Below are 20,755 nucleotides of genomic sequence, written 5' to 3'. Positions count from 1 at the left end.
AACCTCCCCATTAATAGGGAGGTTTTTTATATTACATGAATGAAATATAAAATTAAGCTTGCACTTTACTTTTCATAAACGTATGAATGCGTTCTAATGCTTTCTCTACTTGTTCAAGAGATGTCGCATATGATAAGCGAACGTTATTCGGAGCACCAAATCCTGTACCTGGTACAAGAGCCACTTTTTCCTCTTCTAATAAAGCTTTTGCCCAATCATCAACGTTTTCGTATCCAGATAAAGCTACAGCTTCTTTTACATTAGGGAATAAGTAAAATGCACCTTGTGGTTTAATGCAAGTAAAGCCAGGGATTTGAATTAATTTATCATAAATAATGTTTAATCTCTCTTCAAATGCTTGACGCATTGTTTCTACAGGTTCTTGTGAGCCTGCATATGCCGCAATTGCGCCGTATTGAGCGATTGAAGTAGGGTTTGACGTACTATGACTCGCTAAGTTCGTCATCGCTTTAATAAGCTGCTTATTCCCTGCTGCATATCCAATACGCCATCCTGTCATAGAATGAGATTTAGATACACCATTAATAATAAGTGTTTGTTCTTTTAATGCATTAGAAAGCTGGGCAACCGAAGTATATTCTGCTCCACCATAAATTAACTTTTCATAAATTTCATCTGAAACGATTAAAATATCGTGTTCTAAACATACTTCTCCAAGCTGTTGTAATTCTTCTTTGCTGTAAATCATTCCTGTTGGATTGCTCGGTGAATTAATAATAACTGCTTTCGTTTTCTCTGTAATTGCCTCACGCAGCTGCTCTGCTGTAATTTTGTACTCATTGCCTTCCAGACCTTCTACATAAACTGGCTTACCTCCAGCGAGCTTTACTTGCTCAGGATAACTTACCCAGTAAGGCGTTGGGATGATAACTTCATCTCCTTCATCAAGTAACACTTGGAATAATGTATATAATGCATGCTTTGCGCCGTTACATACAATAATTTCGGACGGATCATACGCAATTCCTTGATCGCGAGTAAACTTCTTCACAATCTCTTGTTTTAACGCTTGTAATCCACCTGTTGGTGTATACTTCGTATGTCCTTCTAACATCGCTTTATGTGCAGCATCCATAATATGTTCTGGCGTATTAAAGTCAGGTTCTCCTGCCCCTAATCCAATTACATCATGACCTTCTGCTTTTAATGCTTGTGCCTTTGCTGTAATTTCTAAAGTTGAAGACGGTGTTAAAGCAGCTACTCGCTTTGCTAATTTCATTTGTAGTTCCCCCTACATCTATTTTTCAATGCTATATCGTCTTAAAAATTTTCCATCTTTAAATTCAAGATAGTAATAGCTATAACGATTGTCATCATCAATATATGTAACTTCCCATAGTGGTACATCATTTTCAAAGCCTAATTTCACTTTCATAATCTCTTTCGGCTTACTTTTTGATTCCTTACTTTCATTGCCGACTTGCTCTATTGTTCTTTGTATAGCCTCTTTTTCAGAAATACCTTCGCTCTTTTTCCTTACTACAGTATCCCCTTTTTTCTCAGGCACCCAAACGATAAGTTGTTCTCCCTTTTCATCTGTACCTTGCACGACTATATATGCAGATTTTCCATTGTAATAATCAACAGATTTGACCTTTGTAAGCTTTGCTTTTTCTTTAGCAATTTCTACAAATTTCGACTCTTTGGGAATTTTCTTTCCCATCGCTTTATTATAAACATACGCCCCATATATTCCGCTAGCAACGATAACAATAATGATTGCAAAGATCCACTTTTTCATTGTATCACTACGTTCTGTAAATCGTAAATACAGCTGTTTCTTTATCTTTTTCGTCTAATGCTAGTCCGAACATGAGGTCCTGCTCTTTTAACGTACGATTCAAACTATCAACAATTTTATACAAATCAGACGAATATTTAATACGTGTCGTTGATAGTACTTCGATTTTCTTCTCCATGAAAAAACTCCTCCGTTACACAAAAATTTCTAATTATAGAAGAACGCAATGCGGTTACAATAAGAGTACATTCTTTACAACCCCTGCTTCATCACCCATCTATTATAGCAGGACATGTACAGCAAAAAAAGGTTTCAAGTCGAAAACCAACACATTTTGTATACAAGAAGTAAGAAAAATAAAATTCCTCCTACCCACATTTTTTACGCCCGAAGTTTATAAATACTTCAGGCGTATTTTTCTTCCATTTTTATTCATTTGGTGATTCTTCTAATTGTACTAATAATTCTTCTAATGGTCCTTCATAAAGAGGTACGTTAGGGATCGATTGTAGAAATCGTTTTCCATAAGAAGAACTCGTCAAACGACGATCTAACACTACTACCGTTCCTGTGTCTGTATTCGTTCGAATTAAACGGCCAAATCCTTGTTTGAAACGTAATATTGCTTGTGGGAGCGCTAATTTAGCGAATACATCTTCACCTTGATTTTTTAGCCACTCACCTTTCGCTTCCATCATCGGCTGATGAGGAGGTGTAAATGGTAGACGGACTATAACAAGACAACTTAAGGCATCTCCTGGAATATCTATTCCTTCCCAGAAACTGCTCGTCCCTAATAAAATTGATTTGTCGAACTCTTGAAACTTTCGAATTAAACGGCTTCTACTTCTATTATTCACACTTTGTGTGAGTAATAAATAACCCTCTAATTCATCATTATTTTTTAAATTCGCATACGCTTCTTTTAACATTTCATACGAAGTGAATAAAACGAGCATTCTGCCTTTTGTGGTTTTCGCTATCTTTGCAATATGTTCCGATACAGATTCAATAAATCGTTCATTACTTACTTGCTTAATAAAAGGTACATCCGTTGAAACCATTAATTTCATCTGTTCATCATAACGAAATGGTGACGTAACCTTTAAAGTATTTGGAGCGAAATCATGTAAACCAAGTTCCTCTTTTATATAATCAAACGTATCGTTAATTGTTAGTGTTGCAGATGTAAAAATAACACTCTTTTTTTCTGTTAAAAATTCATCCGCAAATCTTTCACCAATATGAACAGGCTGTGCATATAGAACTGTTGAATGAATCGTCCCTTTCGTTTCAGTCTCCATCCAAGTTACATACGAATTCTTTTCTAATATGAGTAATTGTAATGATTCTGCCATCTTTCTCAGCAACTCAATTAAATGCATAAATTCACCTGTTACAACATGCATCTCCCATTCTAACTTACTTTGCAATATATTCACTTGCTTCTCAAGAGCAGTTACTACCCTTCTTAATTCATATATAAAACGATTTGTTAATTCGACAATACTATCCCACAACTTACCTTTTTCTAGTTCTGGGTTATACCTATAGATGAGCGGCATATTATTCGTTCCTTGTTCTTGCTTTGTTTGTTTAAATATAAAAGTACGTAACATTTGGAAGAGTTCATCCGCATCAAACTTAAGTTCCTTCAAACTATAACTTATCATACGGAAAGTTGAACGAGATGCTTGCTCTGATTTTTTCATCATTTTATATACTTTGGAGAGTACATCTTCTGTTTCTAGCGTCCCAAGACGAGATATAACCAATTGAAAATACATACAAGAGAACTGTTCACCCAATGTTCTACTCGCAGCTTCTTCAATATGGTGAGCTTCATCAAAAATAATATGTTCGCATGAAGCAAACAACGGTTCTTCACTTGAAAAATCTTGAAATAATAACGCATGATTTGTAATAACGATATCTGCAAATAAAGCTTTATTCTTCGCTCGCTGGTAAAAACAACGACTATACCAATTACTTTGCATACCGCCTGGACTATACGCATCGCTACAAATCCGATTCCAAAGTAACTTTCCACCCTCAGGAATATTTAATTCGTCTCGATCACCTGTTTCAGTTTGCAATAGCCAAACTAAAATCTTCGCCTTCGTAAGTGCCATATCATAATTTTTTTCTTCCTCTTGCAAAGCATACTCAAATTTATGTAAGCATAAATAATGCTTTCTTCCTTTTAGAAGAGCTACCTCAAATGAAAATGGCATTATTTTTTGTAATAACGGAATTTCTTTTTCTAATATTTGTTGTTGGAGTTGTACCGTTTGTGTACTTATAATGACAGGTTCTTCTTTTCTCTTTGCAAAATAAAGACTAGGAAGCAAATAAGCAAGAGTCTTTCCTGTTCCTGTACCGGCTTCAATTAGTGAAAAACGAGAATCTCTTAACGCCGTATATATCTCTTTCATCATCAATTGTTGACTTTCTCTTCTTTCAAACTTTGGCATATGTGATTCCAATTTATCCATCGTTTTATTCAAGAAAGCATCAAACTTTGATGAACACGTTTCTCCAAGGTTTAAGGAATAGTTCCGCTTTTTCAGCGCAATATTTCGATGTATTTCATACTCCGCTGTATCTTCTTTACCGTGCATTACTTTCTTTAAAATATTTTCAGAAAGCACATCAGCTATATCACTTTGGAACACATCGCTTAATTCATAAAGCGATTGCAACGTGACAAGTGGTAACTTTTCAATTTCATTTAAAAATTGTAAAAATAATTCCGCTGTTGCAAGAGCATCACTATCCGCACGATGTGGTTGATCGTGCTCTAGTTCATGCTTCTTAGCTAAATCACGTAATTTATAACTATCGGCTGTCGGCAAAAGAATTTGAGCCAATTCAACCGTGTCGATTTTCGGACAATGTATTTCTGTATATCCAGCTTGCCTTAATTCTTCATTTAAAAAATTCCAATCAAAGTGAACATTATGCGCAACGAAAGCCGCACCTTGTAATAGCTCAACAATCATCGGGGCTACATCTTGAAATAACGGGGCTTGTTTTACAAGACTTTCATCAATCCCTGTTAATTCTGTAATAAATGGTGGGATCTCTCTCTTTGGATTAACAAAAGACGAAAAAATCTCCAATATCTCTCCATCTTCTACTACAACAGCTGCAATTTGGGTAATTTTATCCTTCCCATCTTTCCAGGAGTTCCCTGTCGTCTCTAAATCAACAACGACATAACGCTTACTCATATATGTAACACCTCAATTTCTTACCTTTCAAACAACAATAATTTATATAATGTTACTATACCACGTTTTATCTCATCTTAATGAAAAGATGCACAAAAAAGCTATCTCCGCAATGGAGATAGCTTTTCTACTTATAATATCGTACCCGCTTTTTCAGCACCTAACATTTCAATAATTTGATTATTATCGTCTAGTACTGCAATTTTTGGTTCTTGTTTATGAATCTCTTCTTCCGTAACTAGCCCATAACAAATAATAATTACTTTGTCCCCTGGTTGTACAAGCCTTGCCGCAGCACCGTTTAAACAAACAACACCACTACCGCGTTCCCCTTTAATAACGTATGTCTCTAAGCGAGCACCATTATTATTATTTACAATTTGGACTTTTTCGTTTTCTACAATATTTACCGCATCCATTAAGTCTTCATCAATTGTAATACTACCTACATAATTTAAATTTGCCTCCGTTACAGTTGCACGATGTAACTTTGCTCTCATCATTGTGCGAAACATAGATGCTCCCCCTTATTTAACCGTTACTGTTATATTGTCAATTAATCTTACATTTTCAAACTTAACTGCAATAGCTAAAATGATCCTTCCTTCGACTTTCTCTACCATTGTTAATGACGGATATGCATATAAATCCACATAATCTACAGTGCCTTTCGTATGCGTCTCAATATACTCTTTCACAAGATTTGTAATGATTTCCGGATTACGTTCACCTGCCTCAATTCTTTCTTTCGCTATACATAGGCTTCGGTATAAATGAAGAGCTTCTTCACGTTCATCTTGTGATAGGTACACGTTACGAGAACTTTTCGCTAAACCATCTTCTTCCCTTACAATATCAACTGGTACGATTGTAACTGGAATATTGAAATCAGTTACAAATCCTTCAATGACAGCAACTTGTTGAGCATCTTTCATACCGAAATAAGCACGCATTGGCAGCGTAATATTAAATAGTTTCATTAGTACAGTTGCAACACCAGCAAAATGACCAGGTCTTTGTTTGCCACATAATACATCGGTACGCTTTACAACTTCAACTGTTGTCGTTTGTTCTGCTGGATACATTTCTTCTACACTCGGATAAAATAAATAATCTACACCGTTTTCTCTTGCTACATTTTCATCTCTATCAATATCACGAGGATATCGATCTAAATCTTCATTTGGGCCAAATTGTAGTGGGTTTACAAATACACTTAAAACTACAATTTCATTTTCTTCTCTTGCCTTACGTAATAAAGTAGCATGGCCTTCATGTAAATAACCCATTGTTGGAACAAAACCAATACTCTTTCCACTTGCACGAAGTTCGTTTGTAATTTGCTGCATCTCTTGCACTGTAGTTACGATTTTCATTATTGTTTTCCTCCGTATAACGCTAAGCATTCTTCCTCTTTCATTGTGAACGAATGTTTTTCTTCAGGAAATTTCCTTGTCTTTACTTCAGTAACATATTGTGAAATCCCGCGTACAATCTCCTCTTGAACAGACGTATATTGCTTCACAAATTTCGGAACACGATTTACGCCGTATGAGATAAGATCATGATAAACAAGCACTTGCCCATCTACTTTTTGTCCTGCACCAATCCCAATTGTCGGTATTGTTAGTTGCTCTGAAATAAGTTCTGCTAGCTGCATTGGTACACATTCTAACACAAGCGCTATTGCACCAGCTTCTTCACATTTCTTTGCATCTTCTATTAATTTTTTTGCACTCTCCGCATCTTTTCCTTGCACTTTATATCCACCCAACACTCCTACAGATTGAGGGGTTAAACCTAAATGCGCTACAACAGGAATTCCTGCGTTCGTCAAATATTGAATCGTCGATATAACTTCTCCAGCACCTTCTACCTTCAGTGCGTGTGCCCCGCTCTCTTGAACGATGCGGCGTGCATTCACCATCGTTTCTTGTAATGATACGTGATACGACATAAATGGCATATCAGTTACAATAAACGTCTCTTTCGCTCCACGGCGTACAGCTTTCGTATGATGAATCATATCCTCTACTGTTACAGGTACTGTTGAATCGTATCCGAGTACAACCATTCCAAGAGAATCTCCAACTAGAATCATATCAACTTCAGCTTCTTCTGCTAATTTAGCAGATGGATAATCATACGCCGTTAGCATTGTAATCGGCTCACCTTGCTCTTTCATCTTCAAAAAATCTGTTTTTGTTTTCAAAAACTACTCCTCCTTTATGCAGGAGAGAGGAGATGGCCGAAATCATATAAAAAACCCCTCTGGCCATAAAAGGGCAGAAGGGTTGTGTGTTAGTCGGCATTATTCATCCCTCTGTCCCAGTCCGTTATTGGATCAAGGCAGAATCCAAGTTATTATTTTTCGTATGACTTCGAATCATGGTGCAGTTCGCTCTGATACTGCCCACATTCGAACTAATTATAGCAAACTACAAAAAGGAATTACTACATTTTTTTGAAAAAATAATTTTTTATTCTTATTACGGTATATGAAATTTAATACGAGAGTATATATGCTATACAGTTTTTATGGATAATTCAATCCTGAAAAGATACATGTTTTTCAACGCATGTTAAAAAAAGTCCAAGTTAATTTTTTCTGTGATCCATTTAACTGTATAGTATAACCCTTAAACTAATGATGCAGGTTAATTGAAGAAAGCACTTAACAAAGGAGAATTGCAGATGAAAAGAATTTATTATCATGTTACAAATTCACCTCAAAACTATTGAAATAAAAAGAAGTTCCAAAAGAGGAACTTCTTTTACTTAATTTCGATATCTGCAGAATGAATATGATGTACTTTTCCTTCATGGTCTTCTAGAAGCAATACACCATCCTCTGTAATTCCTTTTGCTACACCCGTAATCGTCTCTCTCATTGTTCGAGCGGTAATTTCTTTCCCGATGCTCACAGCGTAACTTTCCCAAAGAATTTTAATGACAGAGAAACCATTTTGTAAATACTCTTCATATAATTTTTCTAGTTGTAAATAGATTTGTTGCATAAGTTCTGCACGAACAATCGGCTTACCTGATTCAATCGCTAATGAAGTAGCAATGTGCTGAATTTCTTCATCAAAATGTTCTTGCTTTTGATTCGCATTAATACCGATACCCATAATGACAGCATTAATTTTATCAGGATCCGCTTGCATTTCTGTTAATATACCTACAGCCTTTTTACCTTGAATTAAAATATCATTTGGCCATTTTATTCCTACGTTTACACCTGTACATTTTTCAATTGCCTGTGCAACACTAACAGCCGCTAACAAAGTAAGTTGCGGTGCATGATGAACTGGGATTGATGGGCGTAAAATAATACTCATCCAAATCCCTGTTCCTTTTGGTGAATGCCATTTTCTGCTTAAACGACCTCTTCCCGCTGTTTGTTCTTCTGCTACAACGACAGTTCCTTCTTCTGCACCTTCATAAGCAAGTTTTGCTGCAATGTGCTGCGTTGATTCAACAGTTTCTTCAAAATACACTGTTCTACCAATTCGCTTCGTTTGTAGCCCTAACTGAATTTCATTAGCAGTCACTTTGTCTGGCTTACTTGCAATTCGGTAACCTAATCGGCGCACAGCTTCAAGTTCATATCCCTCACTCCGGAGATCCTCCATATGTTTCCACACAGCAGTTCTTGAACAACCAAGTTTATCACTAATTGTTTGGCCGGATACAAACTCGCCATCCGCTTCAGAAAAAACTTGCAATAACTGCTTTCTTATAGTAGATTGCATCCTTGCAGCCACTCCCTTATATGCTCTTTCTCATTAACTACGTTTCCTTGTACGATTGCTTCTTCGATTTTCTGAAGCATTTCAGCAACCCACGGACCAGGCTTTTTGTTTGCCCAGTTTAATAAATCATTACCAGTCACATTCATTTCTTGACGCTCCTGGATTGGCAATGCATGAAACATTGATTGTACTCGTTCAACAGATGTAGGATTATAGCTTTCAATCATCGCTTCATATACTCTCTCTGCCATTTCAGCGATATGAATTCCCGTTTTATAAAGAAGGACTGTATCCCAATCCTTCTCCTTTCTAGTACGAATTGCCAATAAAACTGCAACAATATCTTTTATTTTTTTATTCGAAAACTTCCATTGACGTAAAAAGACAGATGGATGTTCTTCTCCGATACAATATAAGAAAAATGCCCACGCCTCAATATCCGTTTCGAAAGAATCCCATTTATACTGCGTAGCTTTTAACAGTCTCTCTTCTGACATTTGTAAATATGGCAAATGAGAAAATAGCTTCGTCTCTACTAATTCTTTGAGACCTTTCACACAATATGTACCAGTTAACAGTTTCTCAAACTCTACTGTAATACGCTCAATTGCTATATGTTCTAGCAAATGCCCATGCGTTTCAATCGCTTGCTTCGTTTTCATTTCTAATGAAAAACCTAACGTGCTTACAAACCGAATACCACGCATCATTCGCAGGGCATCTTCTTGAAAACGATCCGCAGCATTTCCAACTGTCACAATTTCTCTCTGTTGAATGGCTTCCTGTCCAGCAAATAAATCAACCATTTTGCCTTCTTCTGTCATAGCAATTGCATTCATCGTGAAATCACGACGTTTTAAATCCTCTTCTAATGAACGAACAAATTGAACACTACTAGGTCTTCGAAAATCTTCATATTCGCTTTCTGTTCGAAAAGTAGTTACCTCATAAGGCTCACCATTTTCTACAACAATTACAGTTCCATGCTCAAGACCAACAGGAACATTTCTTGGGAATATAGCCATCACTTCTTCTGGTAGAGCAGATGTCGCAATATCAATATCTCCAATCGGCCTATCGATAATAAGATCTCGTACGCTCCCACCAACAAAGTAAGCCTCATGTCCTTGTTGCTTTAATGTCTCAATAATAGAACTAGCTTTTTTAAATCTTTCCATTTTTGTCATCCCTTAGTACGTCATAGTAAATCGTTTCATATTGTGAAACAATTTTTTCTGAGCGAAATTGCTCATAAACACTTTCTCTTGCTCGCTCTCCCATATTACGGTGAAGTTCCTCGTCCTTTAATAGCTGAATAGCTTGATTTGCCACTCCTGTTGTATCGCCAACTTCACATAAATATCCTGTTTCCCCGTGTTGAATAACCTCTGGAATACCTCCAACCCGCGTTCCGATACAAGGTACACCACACGCCATTGCTTCTAATAAAACAAGACCAAAACTTTCCTTCTCTGATAGAAGCAACATTAAATCACTCATCGCGAGTAGTTCTGCAACATTATCTTGCTTCCCTAAGAATAAAACGCGATCTTCAATATGTAAATTTTTCACTATCTGTAAAATCGTACAGAATTCTGGTCCGTCTCCAACAAGAAGCAACTTCGCATCTACTTCTTTAACAATTTTAGCAAATGCCTGAACAACATCCTGCACACGTTTCACTTTACGGAAATTCGAAATATGAATAAGTACTTTTTCACTCTCACTTATACCATATTCTTTCTTTAATTGAGACATATTACGCTTGAAATATACACGTTCGTCTATAAAGTTATATACCGTTTGAATTTCTTTACTTGGTTTTACAAGCTCATGTGTTTCATTAATTAATGAATGCGAGACAGCAGTGACAACATCTGATTGCTCAATACCAAAACGAATTAAATTATTTAACGAAGGGTCGGAACCTAACACAGTAATATCTGTTCCATGTAAGGTTGTAACAATTTTAATACGCTCTCCGATCATTTGTTTTGCTAAATATGCACAAATTGCATGTGGTATTGCGTAATGCACATGTAAAATGTCTAAGTTTTCTCTTTGTGCAACCTCGGCCATTTTACTTGCTAACGCTAAATCGTATGGTGGATATTGAAATACAGAGTATTGATTTACCGTCACTTCATGAAAATAAATGTTTGGATATACTTTATTTAACCGGAATGGTAAACCCGATGTAATAAAGTGAATTTCATGCCCACGTTCCGCCAATTGCTTTCCTAATTCTGTTCCAACAACTCCAGAACCACCTACAGAAGGATAACATGTAATACCTATTTTTAATTTCATTTACATCCCCCTAATAAATCAGCATGTAATAAAACCGGTTTCTTACTCATAAATCCCTCGGCATACAAGACTCCAACTTCTTTTCCAAACATCTTCTCACGAGCGATCACAGTTTCAACGTAACCTTCTGTTAACGGTGTCTTAACACCATCGCTCCCTGTTGAAAACTGACTTTCATACGCTTCTAATGCTTCCACCTTTATAGAGAGGTACTCACTTATATCTATACAAAAATTCGGTTTATGAAAACCATTAATCATATAATTATAAAAAGACTCCACACGATGTGGTGAAAGTTCCGGCATATATTTACGGATTCCTGCTGAAAAAATAGCCTCTTCCACAAGCTTTGCACAATTTGCATGATCTGGATGGCGATCTTCATAGTACGGCGCAAAAACTAGTTTTGGTTTATATGTACGGATCACCTTGACAATTTCACGTATATACTCTTCTTTCATATACAAACCACGGTCTGGCATCGCTAAATTCAGCCTCGTTTTTACTCCCATTATACGAGCTGCGACCTTCGCTTCTTCTTTTCTCAACTCTATCGTTCCATTTGAAGAAAGATCAGCTTCTGTTAAATCACAAATACCTACTTCATACCCTTGCTTTGTATATTTAGCGATGGTACCAGCCATGCCGATTTCAACATCATCGGCATGAGCACCAAACGCTAATATATGTAATCCACTCATAATTGTTCCCCTCATTTTCTTAACTTACGATAATCTAAATCTCCTCGCTCTAATGCGTGCATTAACATTTCAGCACTTGCCATATTCGTTGCAAGTGGAATCGCATATACATCACATAAACGAAGCAATGCATTCACATCCGGTTCATGCGGCTGTGCTGTTAATGGATCGCGGAAGAAAATCACCATATCTAAATCGTTCTTTGCAATCATTGCACCAATTTCTTGATCTCCACCAAGAGGGCCAGATTGATATCTTGTTACAACTAATCCAGTCGCTTCCATAATACGAAGCCCTGTCGTTCCTGTTGCAAATAATTCATGTTGTTCAAAAATTGGTTTATATGCGTATGCAAACGAAACCATATCATTTTTCTTTTTGTCATGTGCGATTAAGGCAATTTTCATCCGTTGTCTCCCCTTTAGTCGATAATATTTTCTAAACCGTACACAAGATGATCAAGGTTCATTACTGTCTCAATTGATAGTTTTACACCTGACATAAATGATGCACGATTGAATGAATCATGACGAACTGTTAACATTTGTCCATCTCCACCGAACATTACTTCTTGGTGTGCAATAAGCCCTGGCAAACGTACACTATGAATGTGAATACCGTCTACATTTGCACCACGTGCACCTGCTAGTTGCTCTACTTCATTTGGATGACCTTGCTGCTTTGATTCACGATTTTGACGAATTAACTCTACCGTTTTTACAGCTGTACCAGATGGTGCGTCTAATTTTTGATCATGATGTAATTCAATTACCTCAACATCTTGGAAATATTTCGCTGCCATTTGTGAGAATTTCATCATAAGAACTGCACCAATTGCAAAGTTTGGAGCAATAATTGTTCCTACTGCTTTTTCTTTTGCATTCTCTGTTAAACGTGCCAATTCTTCTTCTGTAAATCCAGTTGTACCAATAACCGAACGAAGTCCACGCTCAACTGCAAGTGTAACGTGTTGTTTCCCCACTTCTGGTGTTGTTAAATCTAACAACACATCTGCTTCTACTTCATCTAAACAAGTATGTAAATCAGCGTAAATCGGTGCATGTAATGCTGGCATGCCAGGTAAATCAGAAATCTTCTCACCACCATGCTTATAATCCACTGCTGCTACTAAATTAAAATGTTCCGTTCTTTCCATAAGAAGAACTGCTTCATGTCCCATACGTCCTCTTGGTCCGGCGATAATTACTTTAATTTCTTTCATTATTCTTTCTCTCCCTCATCAATACGTGTCCAGCGATCTTTATCACGTGTATTAAATTTATTCATTACAATGTTATGTGCTGTCTCTAAATCAATATTTAAACTATTTGCCATACAAATCATAACAAATAATACATCTCCAAGCTCTTCTTCAATACTTCTTTCTTTTTCAGTTGTTTTCTTCGGTTTCTCACCATAATAATGATTTACCTCTCTTGCAAGCTCTCCCATTTCTTCCGTTAAACGAGCCATCATTGCAAGCGGACTGAAATAACCTTCTTTAAACTGACCAATATATGCATCTACTTCTTTCTGCATATCTTTCATCGTTTTTGCTTCCATACTATTCACCTCTAATCCTTCCTCTTTCATGTTAGCCAATTCATCGCGATTTGACAAATATTATTCCCCGCCAAACACCTATTTGCGACCCATTTTTGGATAGACTATAATAAAGTGAAACTTCTTTTGCGTTTTTTTGCAAAAGATTAGTTGAACTAATCGGGTTCCTACGGCTGGTTCGCCTTTCTTCAGAGCTTTATCTCCTACCAGCCGTTGGTACGGGGTAAAGTGAAACTTCTTTTGCGTTTTTTTGCAAAAGATTAGCCCGTACCAATCGGGTTCCTACGGCTGGTTCGCCTTTCTTCAGAGCTTTATCTCCTACCAGCCGTTGGTACGGGGTAAAGTGAAACTTCTTTTGCGTTTTTTGCAAAAGATTAGCCCGTACCAATCGGGTTCCTACGGCTGGTTTGCCCCTCTTCTTTGCTTCATCTCCTATCAGCCGTTGGTGCAGGTTCTTACTATTTTCACTAGCAACTAGAAATTACTTATTATTATGTTTTACCGTTTCAGCGGAGCAATGCAATCATTACATAATTAGGGGGATTTCTATATGACATCAAAATTGAAGATGCGAAATATTGTTTTTATTTTAATTGGTTCCGCTATATTTTCTTTCGGTATTGTCAATATTAATATTGAAAACCACCTTGCAGAGGGTGGGTTTACTGGTATTACACTATTATTGTATTTTTTATTTAAGTTTGATCCTTCCTACTCAAACTTAATTTTAAATATCCCTATATTTTTTATTGGTTGGAGGTTACTTGGCAGAACGACATTTTTATATACATTAATTGGCACCTTTAGCGTATCTTTATTTCTATGGATTTTCCAGCGTTACGAAGTACTCAACTTACATTTAAACTTGCAAAATGATATGACACTCGCAGCTTTATTCGCCGGGGCATTTATCGGTATCGGCCTTGGAATAATATTTAAATATGGCGGGACTACTGGCGGTGTAGATATTATCGCACGACTAGCTCACAAATATGTTGGCTGGAGTATGGGGAAAACAATGTTTATGTTTGATGCTGTCGTTATCGTCGTCTCTATTCTTACCTATTTATCATACCGCGAGGGCATGTATACGCTAGTTGCTGTTTTTATCGGTGCTAAAGTCATTGATTTTATGCAAGAAGGAGCTTATGCTGCCAAAGGAGCGACTATTATCTCAGAGAAAAACGATGAAATTGCTGCCAAAATTTTATCTGAAATGGAGCGCGGAGCAACCTTTTTAAAAGCTGTTGGATCGTATACAAAAGTGGAACGTAACGTATTGTATTGCGTTGTTGCTAAAAATGAAATCGTGAAATTAAAAAATATCATTACTTCTGTAGATCCTCATGCTTTTGTCGCTGTAAGTGATGTACATGATGTAGTTGGTGAAGGATTTACGTTAGATGAAAATAAAAACCCTTTACATAATTAAATGTAACTAGAAAAGCGCCTTAGCTTTTCTAGTTTTTTATTACAAGTCTTTTAAGCTTCTCTAAATTCTCATAAATAAGCTCCAATAAACCCCGATTATAAAAAATGGAAGCTGGATGAAAAGTCGGAAAAACTTCGTATTCTTTCTCTGACCATGTAAACTCTGCACTTTGCATATCCTTTAATTTTTGAATGGGCTGTTTTAATAATTGCCCGTGTACATCTGTGATTTTTTTATTTTTTCCTGTTAAACGTTGAAGACCGATATTTCCAAGCGTGACGATAAGCTTCGGATTTATTTTCTCTAATTCATAATCTAACAAAGGCGCATGGGCAACTATTTCTCCCTGATTTGGCGTTCTATTATATTTTTTTTGCATGACTTCACCATTTCGTTCTTTTTTCTCTCGCCATTTATAAGGTCTACTCCGAACAGCGCTCGTAATATATACTTCTTCCCTTGTAACATCAATACGCTCTAAAAAATCCATTAATTGTTTCCCCGCCCTCCCGCTAAACGGAATCCCATTATGAATTTCTGTTTCACCAGGCGCTTCTCCTAATAACATAAATTTGGGATTTTCAGGACCTTGTCCACTTAAAAAACCTTCTAGTTGATAAGGAGCACTGCGCTCTTGCACTTGTTTTACTAAATGGTCTGGATATTTCATTTCCCCCCACCGCCTTTCCGCATTACTTCTATTATTTCTATTTGCAATACATTATATAATTCAATCCATACAACAAAAAAAGACTATCAAAATTGATAGTCTTTAGTCGTCGCTACGCTGCATACCAGTATACATTAATACGAGACGTAATAATTCAAATACCGCTACAGCTGCAGCTGCTACATATGTTAATGCTGCCGCATTTAATACTTTACGAGCTTGCCCATATTCATCTGTTGATACAATACCTAGCGCTTCAATTTGTTGCATTGCGCGCTTTGACGCATCAAACTCAACTGGCAATGTAACGAGCTGGAACACAACACCTGCTGCCATTAAAATGATACCTAATAACAACAAACCAGACATTTGTGCAAATATACCGATTAGGACGAAAATCCAAGACATATTCGAACCAAAGTTTGCAACTGGCACTAACGAATGACGAACGCGCATAAATTTATAATCTTTTGCATCTTGAATTGCGTGTCCTACTTCGTGTGCTGCAACTGCTGTACCAGCAACTGAATGTCCATAATAGTTATCTGTTGATAATCGAACCGTCTTAGCGGTTGGATCATAATGGTCTGATAAATGACCTGGTGTTTCTTCTACAGCTACGTTGTATAATCCATTTTCATCTAAAATTTTTCGAGCCACTTCCGCTCCTGTCATACCTGATGTTGAATAAACTTGTGAATACTTGCTATAGGCACTACGTACTCTTGACTGTGCATACAACGGTATGATCATTATGATCGCGAAGTAAATTAAATAAAACATCATGAACCTCCATTGAAGTTTTAATTATAGTACTTCTCATTCTATTTTCTTCTGCCACTATTGTCAATGAATAAACCTTACAATCCATATCTTTATTTATTGCATTATCTATTTTTAGAATGTACATTACTTTTTCTTTTTTCTCTCTCTCCTTTATACTTTCTCCATCCAACATAAGTTAATGTGAATAAAATAAGTCCCCCAGTAATTGTCATAAACCAAATGAGAGAGGGTGCAATTTCATCTTTTTTTACTGTGTGAAATATCTTTTGCAAATCCCCTTTAATAATCCCTAATTGCATTTGGCCGCCTTTCGTTTTTAACATAACGTTACGAAATTCATCTAAATAAGATAAATGAACATTTACACGCTGAACCTCGTTTTCTGGCAAAGCAATCATTAAGCTTGGATAAATAATATTGAATTCATTTAAAAACGTATTTAACGTTTGTTGAAACTGCCCAGCATCTTCTTTTTCCATCGCTTTTTCCATTTGAGAAAAGGCATCCATTACTTTCCTTTCTCTTTCCATCCAAAGTGGTTGATATTTCGATACTTGTGCATCAACAGCAAGTTGTAATGCCAGTACATTATTAATTTTAGCTTGCTTACCTAAACCTTCTTCAGAGAGCGATTGTTGCGCCTTATCGTAAGCTAAAGAAATAACTCTAACTTGATCTGGTGTTACTTCCTGCTTCTTTTCATTCCCCTTTATTAAAAATTGCTCCGAGAAATGTTGTAATACTTGTACCGCTTTTTCATCTTCATTACGCTTCACTAACTGTAACGAGTCGTCTAACAACCCTGTTAGCTCATTCCACTCTTCAGCATATATACGTAACGGAAACATTATAATTAGAAATGCTATCAATCCAATTAATGTTCTCTTCATCCCGGTCCCCCCTATAACTACTAGTACAAAATATGTTAATTTGGACAAGAATAGAACAGAACTAGACCGAAAAATATATTATCATTTTACAAAGAAAAAAATTCTCTTTAAGCAGAGAATTTTTTCTGTGACATCCTTTTCTTTTTTACGAAACATCTATATAAACTGTAACAAAGTATACTACCACCTAAAATGAATAATAAAATAGCACATGCAGCATGCATAAAGAACTCTTCTGGTAACATTAATATAATTGGATCCTTTTCAGGATCAAAAACCCAATAATCATTACTAAATAAAAGCTTATGGAATAATACAAAACTCTTTTCAAAATTAATAGCAATTGGTAACATAAGCGCTATCGGAAAAATGATTGTTAAAATCGATCCGTGCAGTAAAAACTTTTCATTTTTCTTTTTTAATAAATAAATTCCGCCTATCACTGCAATCATAATTGTCGCATACATCACATATTGAATGTTTACTAAAATATTTTTAACATCTACAAAATGAATACGGCCATTTGTAGACATACCTAATGTTGGCAAATGTAATGCTCCGTCATAAAACGGGGATAAATATGTAATAAGCACATCGTAATTTCTTTTAATTTCATCCTTCGTCATATCCGCTAAATCAGGAATATTTAAAAAATCAATTTCAAAATAATACAGCCATTTTCCATATACAACTGCCATTGTTGAGAGTGCAAAAATAGAAAATGCTATGCTATATGAAACAACTAAAGTAATCAATCGATCCAATATTTTTGTACCACTCTTATTTTTCTCCATGTTCTCCCCCCTAAAATGTTCTAACCATCATAAAGAAAATTGTTTCCTTTGCTCACTTAAACAACAATAATATGTAATACATAATACAGCAATGCTTAACCAAAACGTAAAATAACCAATTTCCTCTACAAACAAATGCATAATTCCATATCGCGGCATTTGCCAAAATAAATAATCAATTGCATCGTTATGCAACGTCCACACAGCTGCTACTATAAAATGCCATTTTTTTATACGATAAAATGGGGCATATAAAAATCCTTGTACTGCCATCGCAAAGTGCGAAAGCATTAACATGTAGCCCATAAGGCCAATAGGCCCTTTTACGTAAATCATAATCCCGTTTACAACAACAGCCCAAATACCATATTTTATTAAAGTTACAATCGCTAACGCTTCTATTAATCCCCAGTTTCTCTTTGCCAAAAAAGCAATTAAAACAAAGACAAAAAAGAGACTCGCCATAGGACTATCTGGTACAAACGGCCAAAATATAGGTGACGTTTCTTTCAATTGATTTCCGTACCATATAAATCCGTAAATTGTACCTAATATGTTAACAATTAATAAAAATAATAATACCGAGCGTTGTCTTAACATTGCATACAAGTACACCAATCCGTATGTCCAACACCTTTCAAGCAAAGTAATTCATTCATTAAATCCTACTCTATTATAACAAACTTCATCCAACTAAATAGAAAAGCTGACTACAAATTTTGTAGTCAGCTTTTTATTATTTTTTATTATACTTTGCAATGAATTCCGAAAGCTTCTTCAGTTCCTCATCCGTACCTTTAAATACACCTTTAGGCATTGAACCTTTTCCCTCTTTCGCAATTTTAGCAATTTCTTCTGGCTTTAAAGTTAAGTTTTGCAGTGCCGGTGCTGCTGCCCCGCCCTGTAAATTGTCACCATGACATGTTAAACAAGTATTTTTTTGCATTAATTTATAGCCATCATCATTTTTATCAACTGGCGCTGTTTTTACAATTGCTCCTTGTTTTTTTGCAGCTTCCCAGTCGTGGTGTGCTACAGATTCCCAAGTTAAAAAAATAATCGATGCAATTGCTAAAAGCATAAATCCAGTTGCCACAGGACGCTTCAATGGACGTCTTTCTGGACCTCGATCAAGAAATGGAGCTAACAGTAATGCTCCAAACGCAATCCCTGGCATAATAAATGCTCCAATTACAGTAAATGAACCGGAAGCATAAGAATACTTTAATAACTGATACAAGAATAAGAAATACCAATCTGGAAGTGGTATATATCCAGCATCAGTTGGGTCCGCCATTCTCTCAAGCGGCGACGGATGCGCCACTGTTAAACATAAATAACCGATTAAAAAAACTGCACCAACCATCCATTCTTTTAACAAGAAGTTCGGCCAAAATGCTTCTGTTTTCCCTGGGTATTCAGAATAGTCTTTTGGAATATTTGGTTTCCGAGCTACTGGTACCCGAGAATCTCCTACAAACTTCATCCCTTTGCCGCGATGCATAATCTCCCTCCTTTAGTTCTTTCCCCTTTAATTTAGCAATCTCTTATAGTGGACCGGAAATACCTTGTTTGCGAATCATGATGAAGTGGAAGGCCATTAAACCTAGAAGTGCTGCTGGTAAGAAGAAGACGTGAATAGCAAAGAAGCGAGTTAATGTTTGAGCGCCAACAATTTCGGAATGACCAGCGAGTAATGTTTTAATATAAGGACCAATGAGCGGTGTTTGCTCTGCAATTTGAATCCCTACTTTTGTAGCAAATAAAGCTTTCATATCCCACGGCAATAAATATCCGGTAAAACCAAGACCTAACATAACAAAGAAAATAAGAACACCAACAATCCAGTTTAACTCACGGGGCTTTTTATACGCACCTTGGAAGAAAACTCTGAGTGTATGTAAAAACATCATTACAATTACGAGACTAGCACCCCAGTGGTGCATACCACGAACAATTTGCCCATAAGCAACTTCATTTTGTAAATAGTAAACTGATTCCCAAGCATTTTTAATATCAGGCACATAATACATCGTCAAAAACATTCCAGATAAAATTTGAATTACAGTAACGAAAAAGGTAAGTCCTCCAAAGCAATAGACGAATGCAGAAAAGTGATGTGCCGGGTTTACATGTTCAGGTACTTCATGATCAGCGATATCACGCCATATTGGTGTAATATCCAATCTTTCATCCACCCAATCATAAATTTTATTTAACATCTACTTTGCACCCCCTCTTGGCTTCGCTTTTCCTAGATACAGCGTTCCATCTTTCACTTTAGACTCGTACACATCAAGCGGAGCAAGGGGTGGCGTACCTTTAATGTTAATCCCATCTTTTGTATAACGCCCCCCGTGACATGGGCAAAAGAATTGATTCGGATGTGCTTTGTCCGAATTCCAGTTAACTGTACATCCTAAATGTTTACATACTGGAGAGAACGCAACAATGTCTCCGCTTTCATCTTTATGAACCCAAGCCGATTTTGGTTCTTCAGACTTGTACCAACCATCAACCTGCTTCACTTTAAAATCGAAACGCTTCGGCTCTGTTGTAATATCCTTTACTTGTGCAACAGCAACCATATCTGTTCCCGCTTCTTTTCTTAACACCGGATCAAGCGCAAATCGCGTCATCGGCATTAAAATACCGGCAGCCATAAAGCCTCCTACCCCTGTGAGTGTGTAATTTAAAAATTGTCTTCTTGACACGCGATGTTCTTTGTCGCTCACGAAAATTTCCCCCCTCTATCAGAAATTGTCCCCTCGTGATAAATTATATAAAAAATAAAAACTAGGACACTATCATGATATAATACGCTCATGCACAGGTCAATATCATACCACTCATAATAAT

The 20,755-nt window shown here is 36.4% G+C and carries 23 protein-coding genes; 1 reads left to right on the top strand and 22 read right to left on the bottom strand.

All coding sequences use genetic code 11. The features are described 5' to 3' along the window. Positions 1 to 52: 52 nt before the first annotated feature. The 14 genes from aspB to CGQ22_RS18070 all read right to left on the bottom strand — a co-directional run bounded on the left by aspB (position 53) and on the right by CGQ22_RS18070 (position 13,324). Positions 53 to 1,240 carry an aspartate transaminase AspB gene (gene aspB / locus CGQ22_RS18140; protein ID WP_000761568.1) on the bottom strand — a complete coding sequence of 396 codons (1,188 nt, stop codon included), beginning with the start codon at positions 1,238 to 1,240 and terminating at the stop codon, positions 53 to 55. Positions 1,241 to 1,258: 18 nt separating this feature from the next. Then, entirely contained in the window at positions 1,259 to 1,762 is a 504-nt protein-coding gene (locus CGQ22_RS18135) for a cell wall elongation regulator TseB-like domain-containing protein (protein ID WP_000758739.1), read from the bottom strand. A 7-nt stretch (positions 1,763 to 1,769) separates the two neighbouring features. Beyond that, positions 1,770 to 1,940, bottom strand: coding sequence for a YpmA family protein (locus CGQ22_RS18130; protein ID WP_000412179.1), 171 nt, complete (start codon positions 1,938 to 1,940; stop codon positions 1,770 to 1,772). 250 nt (positions 1,941 to 2,190) lie between these two features. After that, positions 2,191 to 4,995, bottom strand: a complete 2,805-nt coding sequence (gene dinG, locus CGQ22_RS18125) for an ATP-dependent DNA helicase DinG (RefSeq protein WP_089149055.1) — start codon at positions 4,993 to 4,995, stop codon at positions 2,191 to 2,193. Positions 4,996 to 5,126: 131 nt separating this feature from the next. After that, positions 5,127 to 5,510, bottom strand: a complete 384-nt coding sequence (gene panD / locus CGQ22_RS18120; protein WP_000490182.1) for an aspartate 1-decarboxylase — start codon at positions 5,508 to 5,510, stop codon at positions 5,127 to 5,129. A 12-nt stretch (positions 5,511 to 5,522) separates the two neighbouring features. Next, positions 5,523 to 6,371 carry a pantoate--beta-alanine ligase gene (gene panC, locus CGQ22_RS18115; protein WP_089149054.1) on the bottom strand — a complete coding sequence of 283 codons (849 nt, stop codon included), beginning with the start codon at positions 6,369 to 6,371 and terminating at the stop codon, positions 5,523 to 5,525. After that, positions 6,371 to 7,207 carry a 3-methyl-2-oxobutanoate hydroxymethyltransferase gene (gene panB / locus CGQ22_RS18110; RefSeq protein ID WP_000851107.1) on the bottom strand — a complete coding sequence of 279 codons (837 nt, stop codon included), beginning with the start codon at positions 7,205 to 7,207 and terminating at the stop codon, positions 6,371 to 6,373. The genes panC and panB overlap by 1 nt, the downstream gene beginning before the upstream one ends. Before the next feature lie 562 nt (positions 7,208 to 7,769). After that, the gene (locus CGQ22_RS18100) at positions 7,770 to 8,750 is read right to left on the bottom strand and encodes a biotin--[acetyl-CoA-carboxylase] ligase (protein WP_001192064.1); all 981 of its coding nucleotides are present in this window, start codon (positions 8,748 to 8,750) and stop codon (positions 7,770 to 7,772) included. Beyond that, positions 8,735 to 9,928, bottom strand: coding sequence for a CCA tRNA nucleotidyltransferase (locus CGQ22_RS18095; RefSeq protein ID WP_089149053.1), 1,194 nt, complete (start codon positions 9,926 to 9,928; stop codon positions 8,735 to 8,737). Before CGQ22_RS18095 ends, CGQ22_RS18100 begins: the two co-directional genes overlap by 16 nt. Then, the gene (bshA, locus tag CGQ22_RS18090) at positions 9,915 to 11,060 is read right to left on the bottom strand and encodes an N-acetyl-alpha-D-glucosaminyl L-malate synthase BshA (protein WP_000768305.1); all 1,146 of its coding nucleotides are present in this window, start codon (positions 11,058 to 11,060) and stop codon (positions 9,915 to 9,917) included. The genes CGQ22_RS18095 and bshA overlap by 14 nt, the downstream gene beginning before the upstream one ends. Further along, on the bottom strand, positions 11,057 to 11,761 hold the full coding sequence (bshB1, locus tag CGQ22_RS18085; RefSeq protein WP_000015673.1) for a bacillithiol biosynthesis deacetylase BshB1: 705 nt from the start codon (positions 11,759 to 11,761) through the stop codon (positions 11,057 to 11,059). The genes bshA and bshB1 overlap by 4 nt, the downstream gene beginning before the upstream one ends. Before the next feature lie 11 nt (positions 11,762 to 11,772). After that, complete coding sequence (gene mgsA, locus CGQ22_RS18080; RefSeq protein WP_000684765.1) at positions 11,773 to 12,168, bottom strand: methylglyoxal synthase; 396 nt, start codon at positions 12,166 to 12,168, stop codon at positions 11,773 to 11,775. Positions 12,169 to 12,182: 14 nt separating this feature from the next. Further along, positions 12,183 to 12,983 (bottom strand): dihydrodipicolinate reductase, encoded by an 801-nt coding sequence (gene dapB / locus CGQ22_RS18075; protein WP_000658810.1) that lies wholly within the window; start codon positions 12,981 to 12,983, stop codon positions 12,183 to 12,185. Continuing rightward, the gene (locus CGQ22_RS18070) at positions 12,983 to 13,324 is read right to left on the bottom strand and encodes a nucleotide pyrophosphohydrolase (protein ID WP_002108639.1); all 342 of its coding nucleotides are present in this window, start codon (positions 13,322 to 13,324) and stop codon (positions 12,983 to 12,985) included. The genes dapB and CGQ22_RS18070 overlap by 1 nt, the downstream gene beginning before the upstream one ends. A 550-nt stretch (positions 13,325 to 13,874) precedes the next feature. Between CGQ22_RS18070 and CGQ22_RS18055 the strand changes: the two genes are divergently transcribed. Next, entirely contained in the window at positions 13,875 to 14,756 is an 882-nt protein-coding gene (locus tag CGQ22_RS18055; RefSeq protein WP_089149051.1) for a YitT family protein, read from the top strand. 28 nt (positions 14,757 to 14,784) lie between these two features. On the opposite strand, the gene CGQ22_RS18050 is transcribed toward CGQ22_RS18055, so the two are convergent. The 8 genes from CGQ22_RS18050 to qcrA form a co-directional block, all read right to left on the bottom strand. Continuing rightward, positions 14,785 to 15,426: a uracil-DNA glycosylase gene (locus CGQ22_RS18050; RefSeq protein WP_089149050.1), complete on the bottom strand. Its 642-nt coding sequence runs from the start codon at positions 15,424 to 15,426 to the stop codon at positions 14,785 to 14,787. A gap of 102 nt (positions 15,427 to 15,528) precedes the next feature. Next, the gene (locus CGQ22_RS18045; protein WP_058839490.1) at positions 15,529 to 16,212 is read right to left on the bottom strand and encodes a zinc metallopeptidase; all 684 of its coding nucleotides are present in this window, start codon (positions 16,210 to 16,212) and stop codon (positions 15,529 to 15,531) included. A gap of 101 nt (positions 16,213 to 16,313) precedes the next feature. Next, entirely contained in the window at positions 16,314 to 17,102 is a 789-nt protein-coding gene (ypjB, locus tag CGQ22_RS18040; protein ID WP_046945516.1) for a sporulation protein YpjB, read from the bottom strand. 107 nt (positions 17,103 to 17,209) lie between these two features. Beyond that, a complete protein-coding gene (lit, locus tag CGQ22_RS18035) occupies positions 17,210 to 17,896 on the bottom strand; it encodes a lipoprotein intramolecular transacylase Lit (protein ID WP_046945517.1) in 687 nt (228 codons plus the stop codon). Positions 17,897 to 17,923: 27 nt separating this feature from the next. Continuing rightward, positions 17,924 to 18,514, bottom strand: a complete 591-nt coding sequence (gene lhaT / locus CGQ22_RS18030; RefSeq protein WP_116777454.1) for a lipoprotein heptaprenylglyceryl N-acetyltransferase LhaT — start codon at positions 18,512 to 18,514, stop codon at positions 17,924 to 17,926. Between the two features lie 118 nt (positions 18,515 to 18,632). Beyond that, positions 18,633 to 19,400, bottom strand: a complete 768-nt coding sequence (gene qcrC / locus CGQ22_RS18025) for a menaquinol-cytochrome c reductase cytochrome b/c subunit (RefSeq protein WP_000554602.1) — start codon at positions 19,398 to 19,400, stop codon at positions 18,633 to 18,635. Between the two features lie 43 nt (positions 19,401 to 19,443). Next, positions 19,444 to 20,118, bottom strand: coding sequence for a menaquinol-cytochrome c reductase cytochrome b subunit (gene qcrB / locus CGQ22_RS18020; protein WP_000932700.1), 675 nt, complete (start codon positions 20,116 to 20,118; stop codon positions 19,444 to 19,446). Then, on the bottom strand, positions 20,119 to 20,631 hold the full coding sequence (gene qcrA, locus CGQ22_RS18015) for a menaquinol-cytochrome c reductase iron-sulfur subunit (RefSeq protein ID WP_001280593.1): 513 nt from the start codon (positions 20,629 to 20,631) through the stop codon (positions 20,119 to 20,121). Between the last annotated feature and the right edge of the window lie 124 nt (positions 20,632 to 20,755).

It is taken from the genome of Bacillus sp. M13(2017) (assembly GCF_002218325.1).
GTDB classification, from domain to species: domain Bacteria; phylum Bacillota; class Bacilli; order Bacillales; family Bacillaceae_G; genus Bacillus_A; species Bacillus_A thuringiensis_K.
This window is presented reverse-complemented; position numbering and strand designations above follow the sequence as displayed.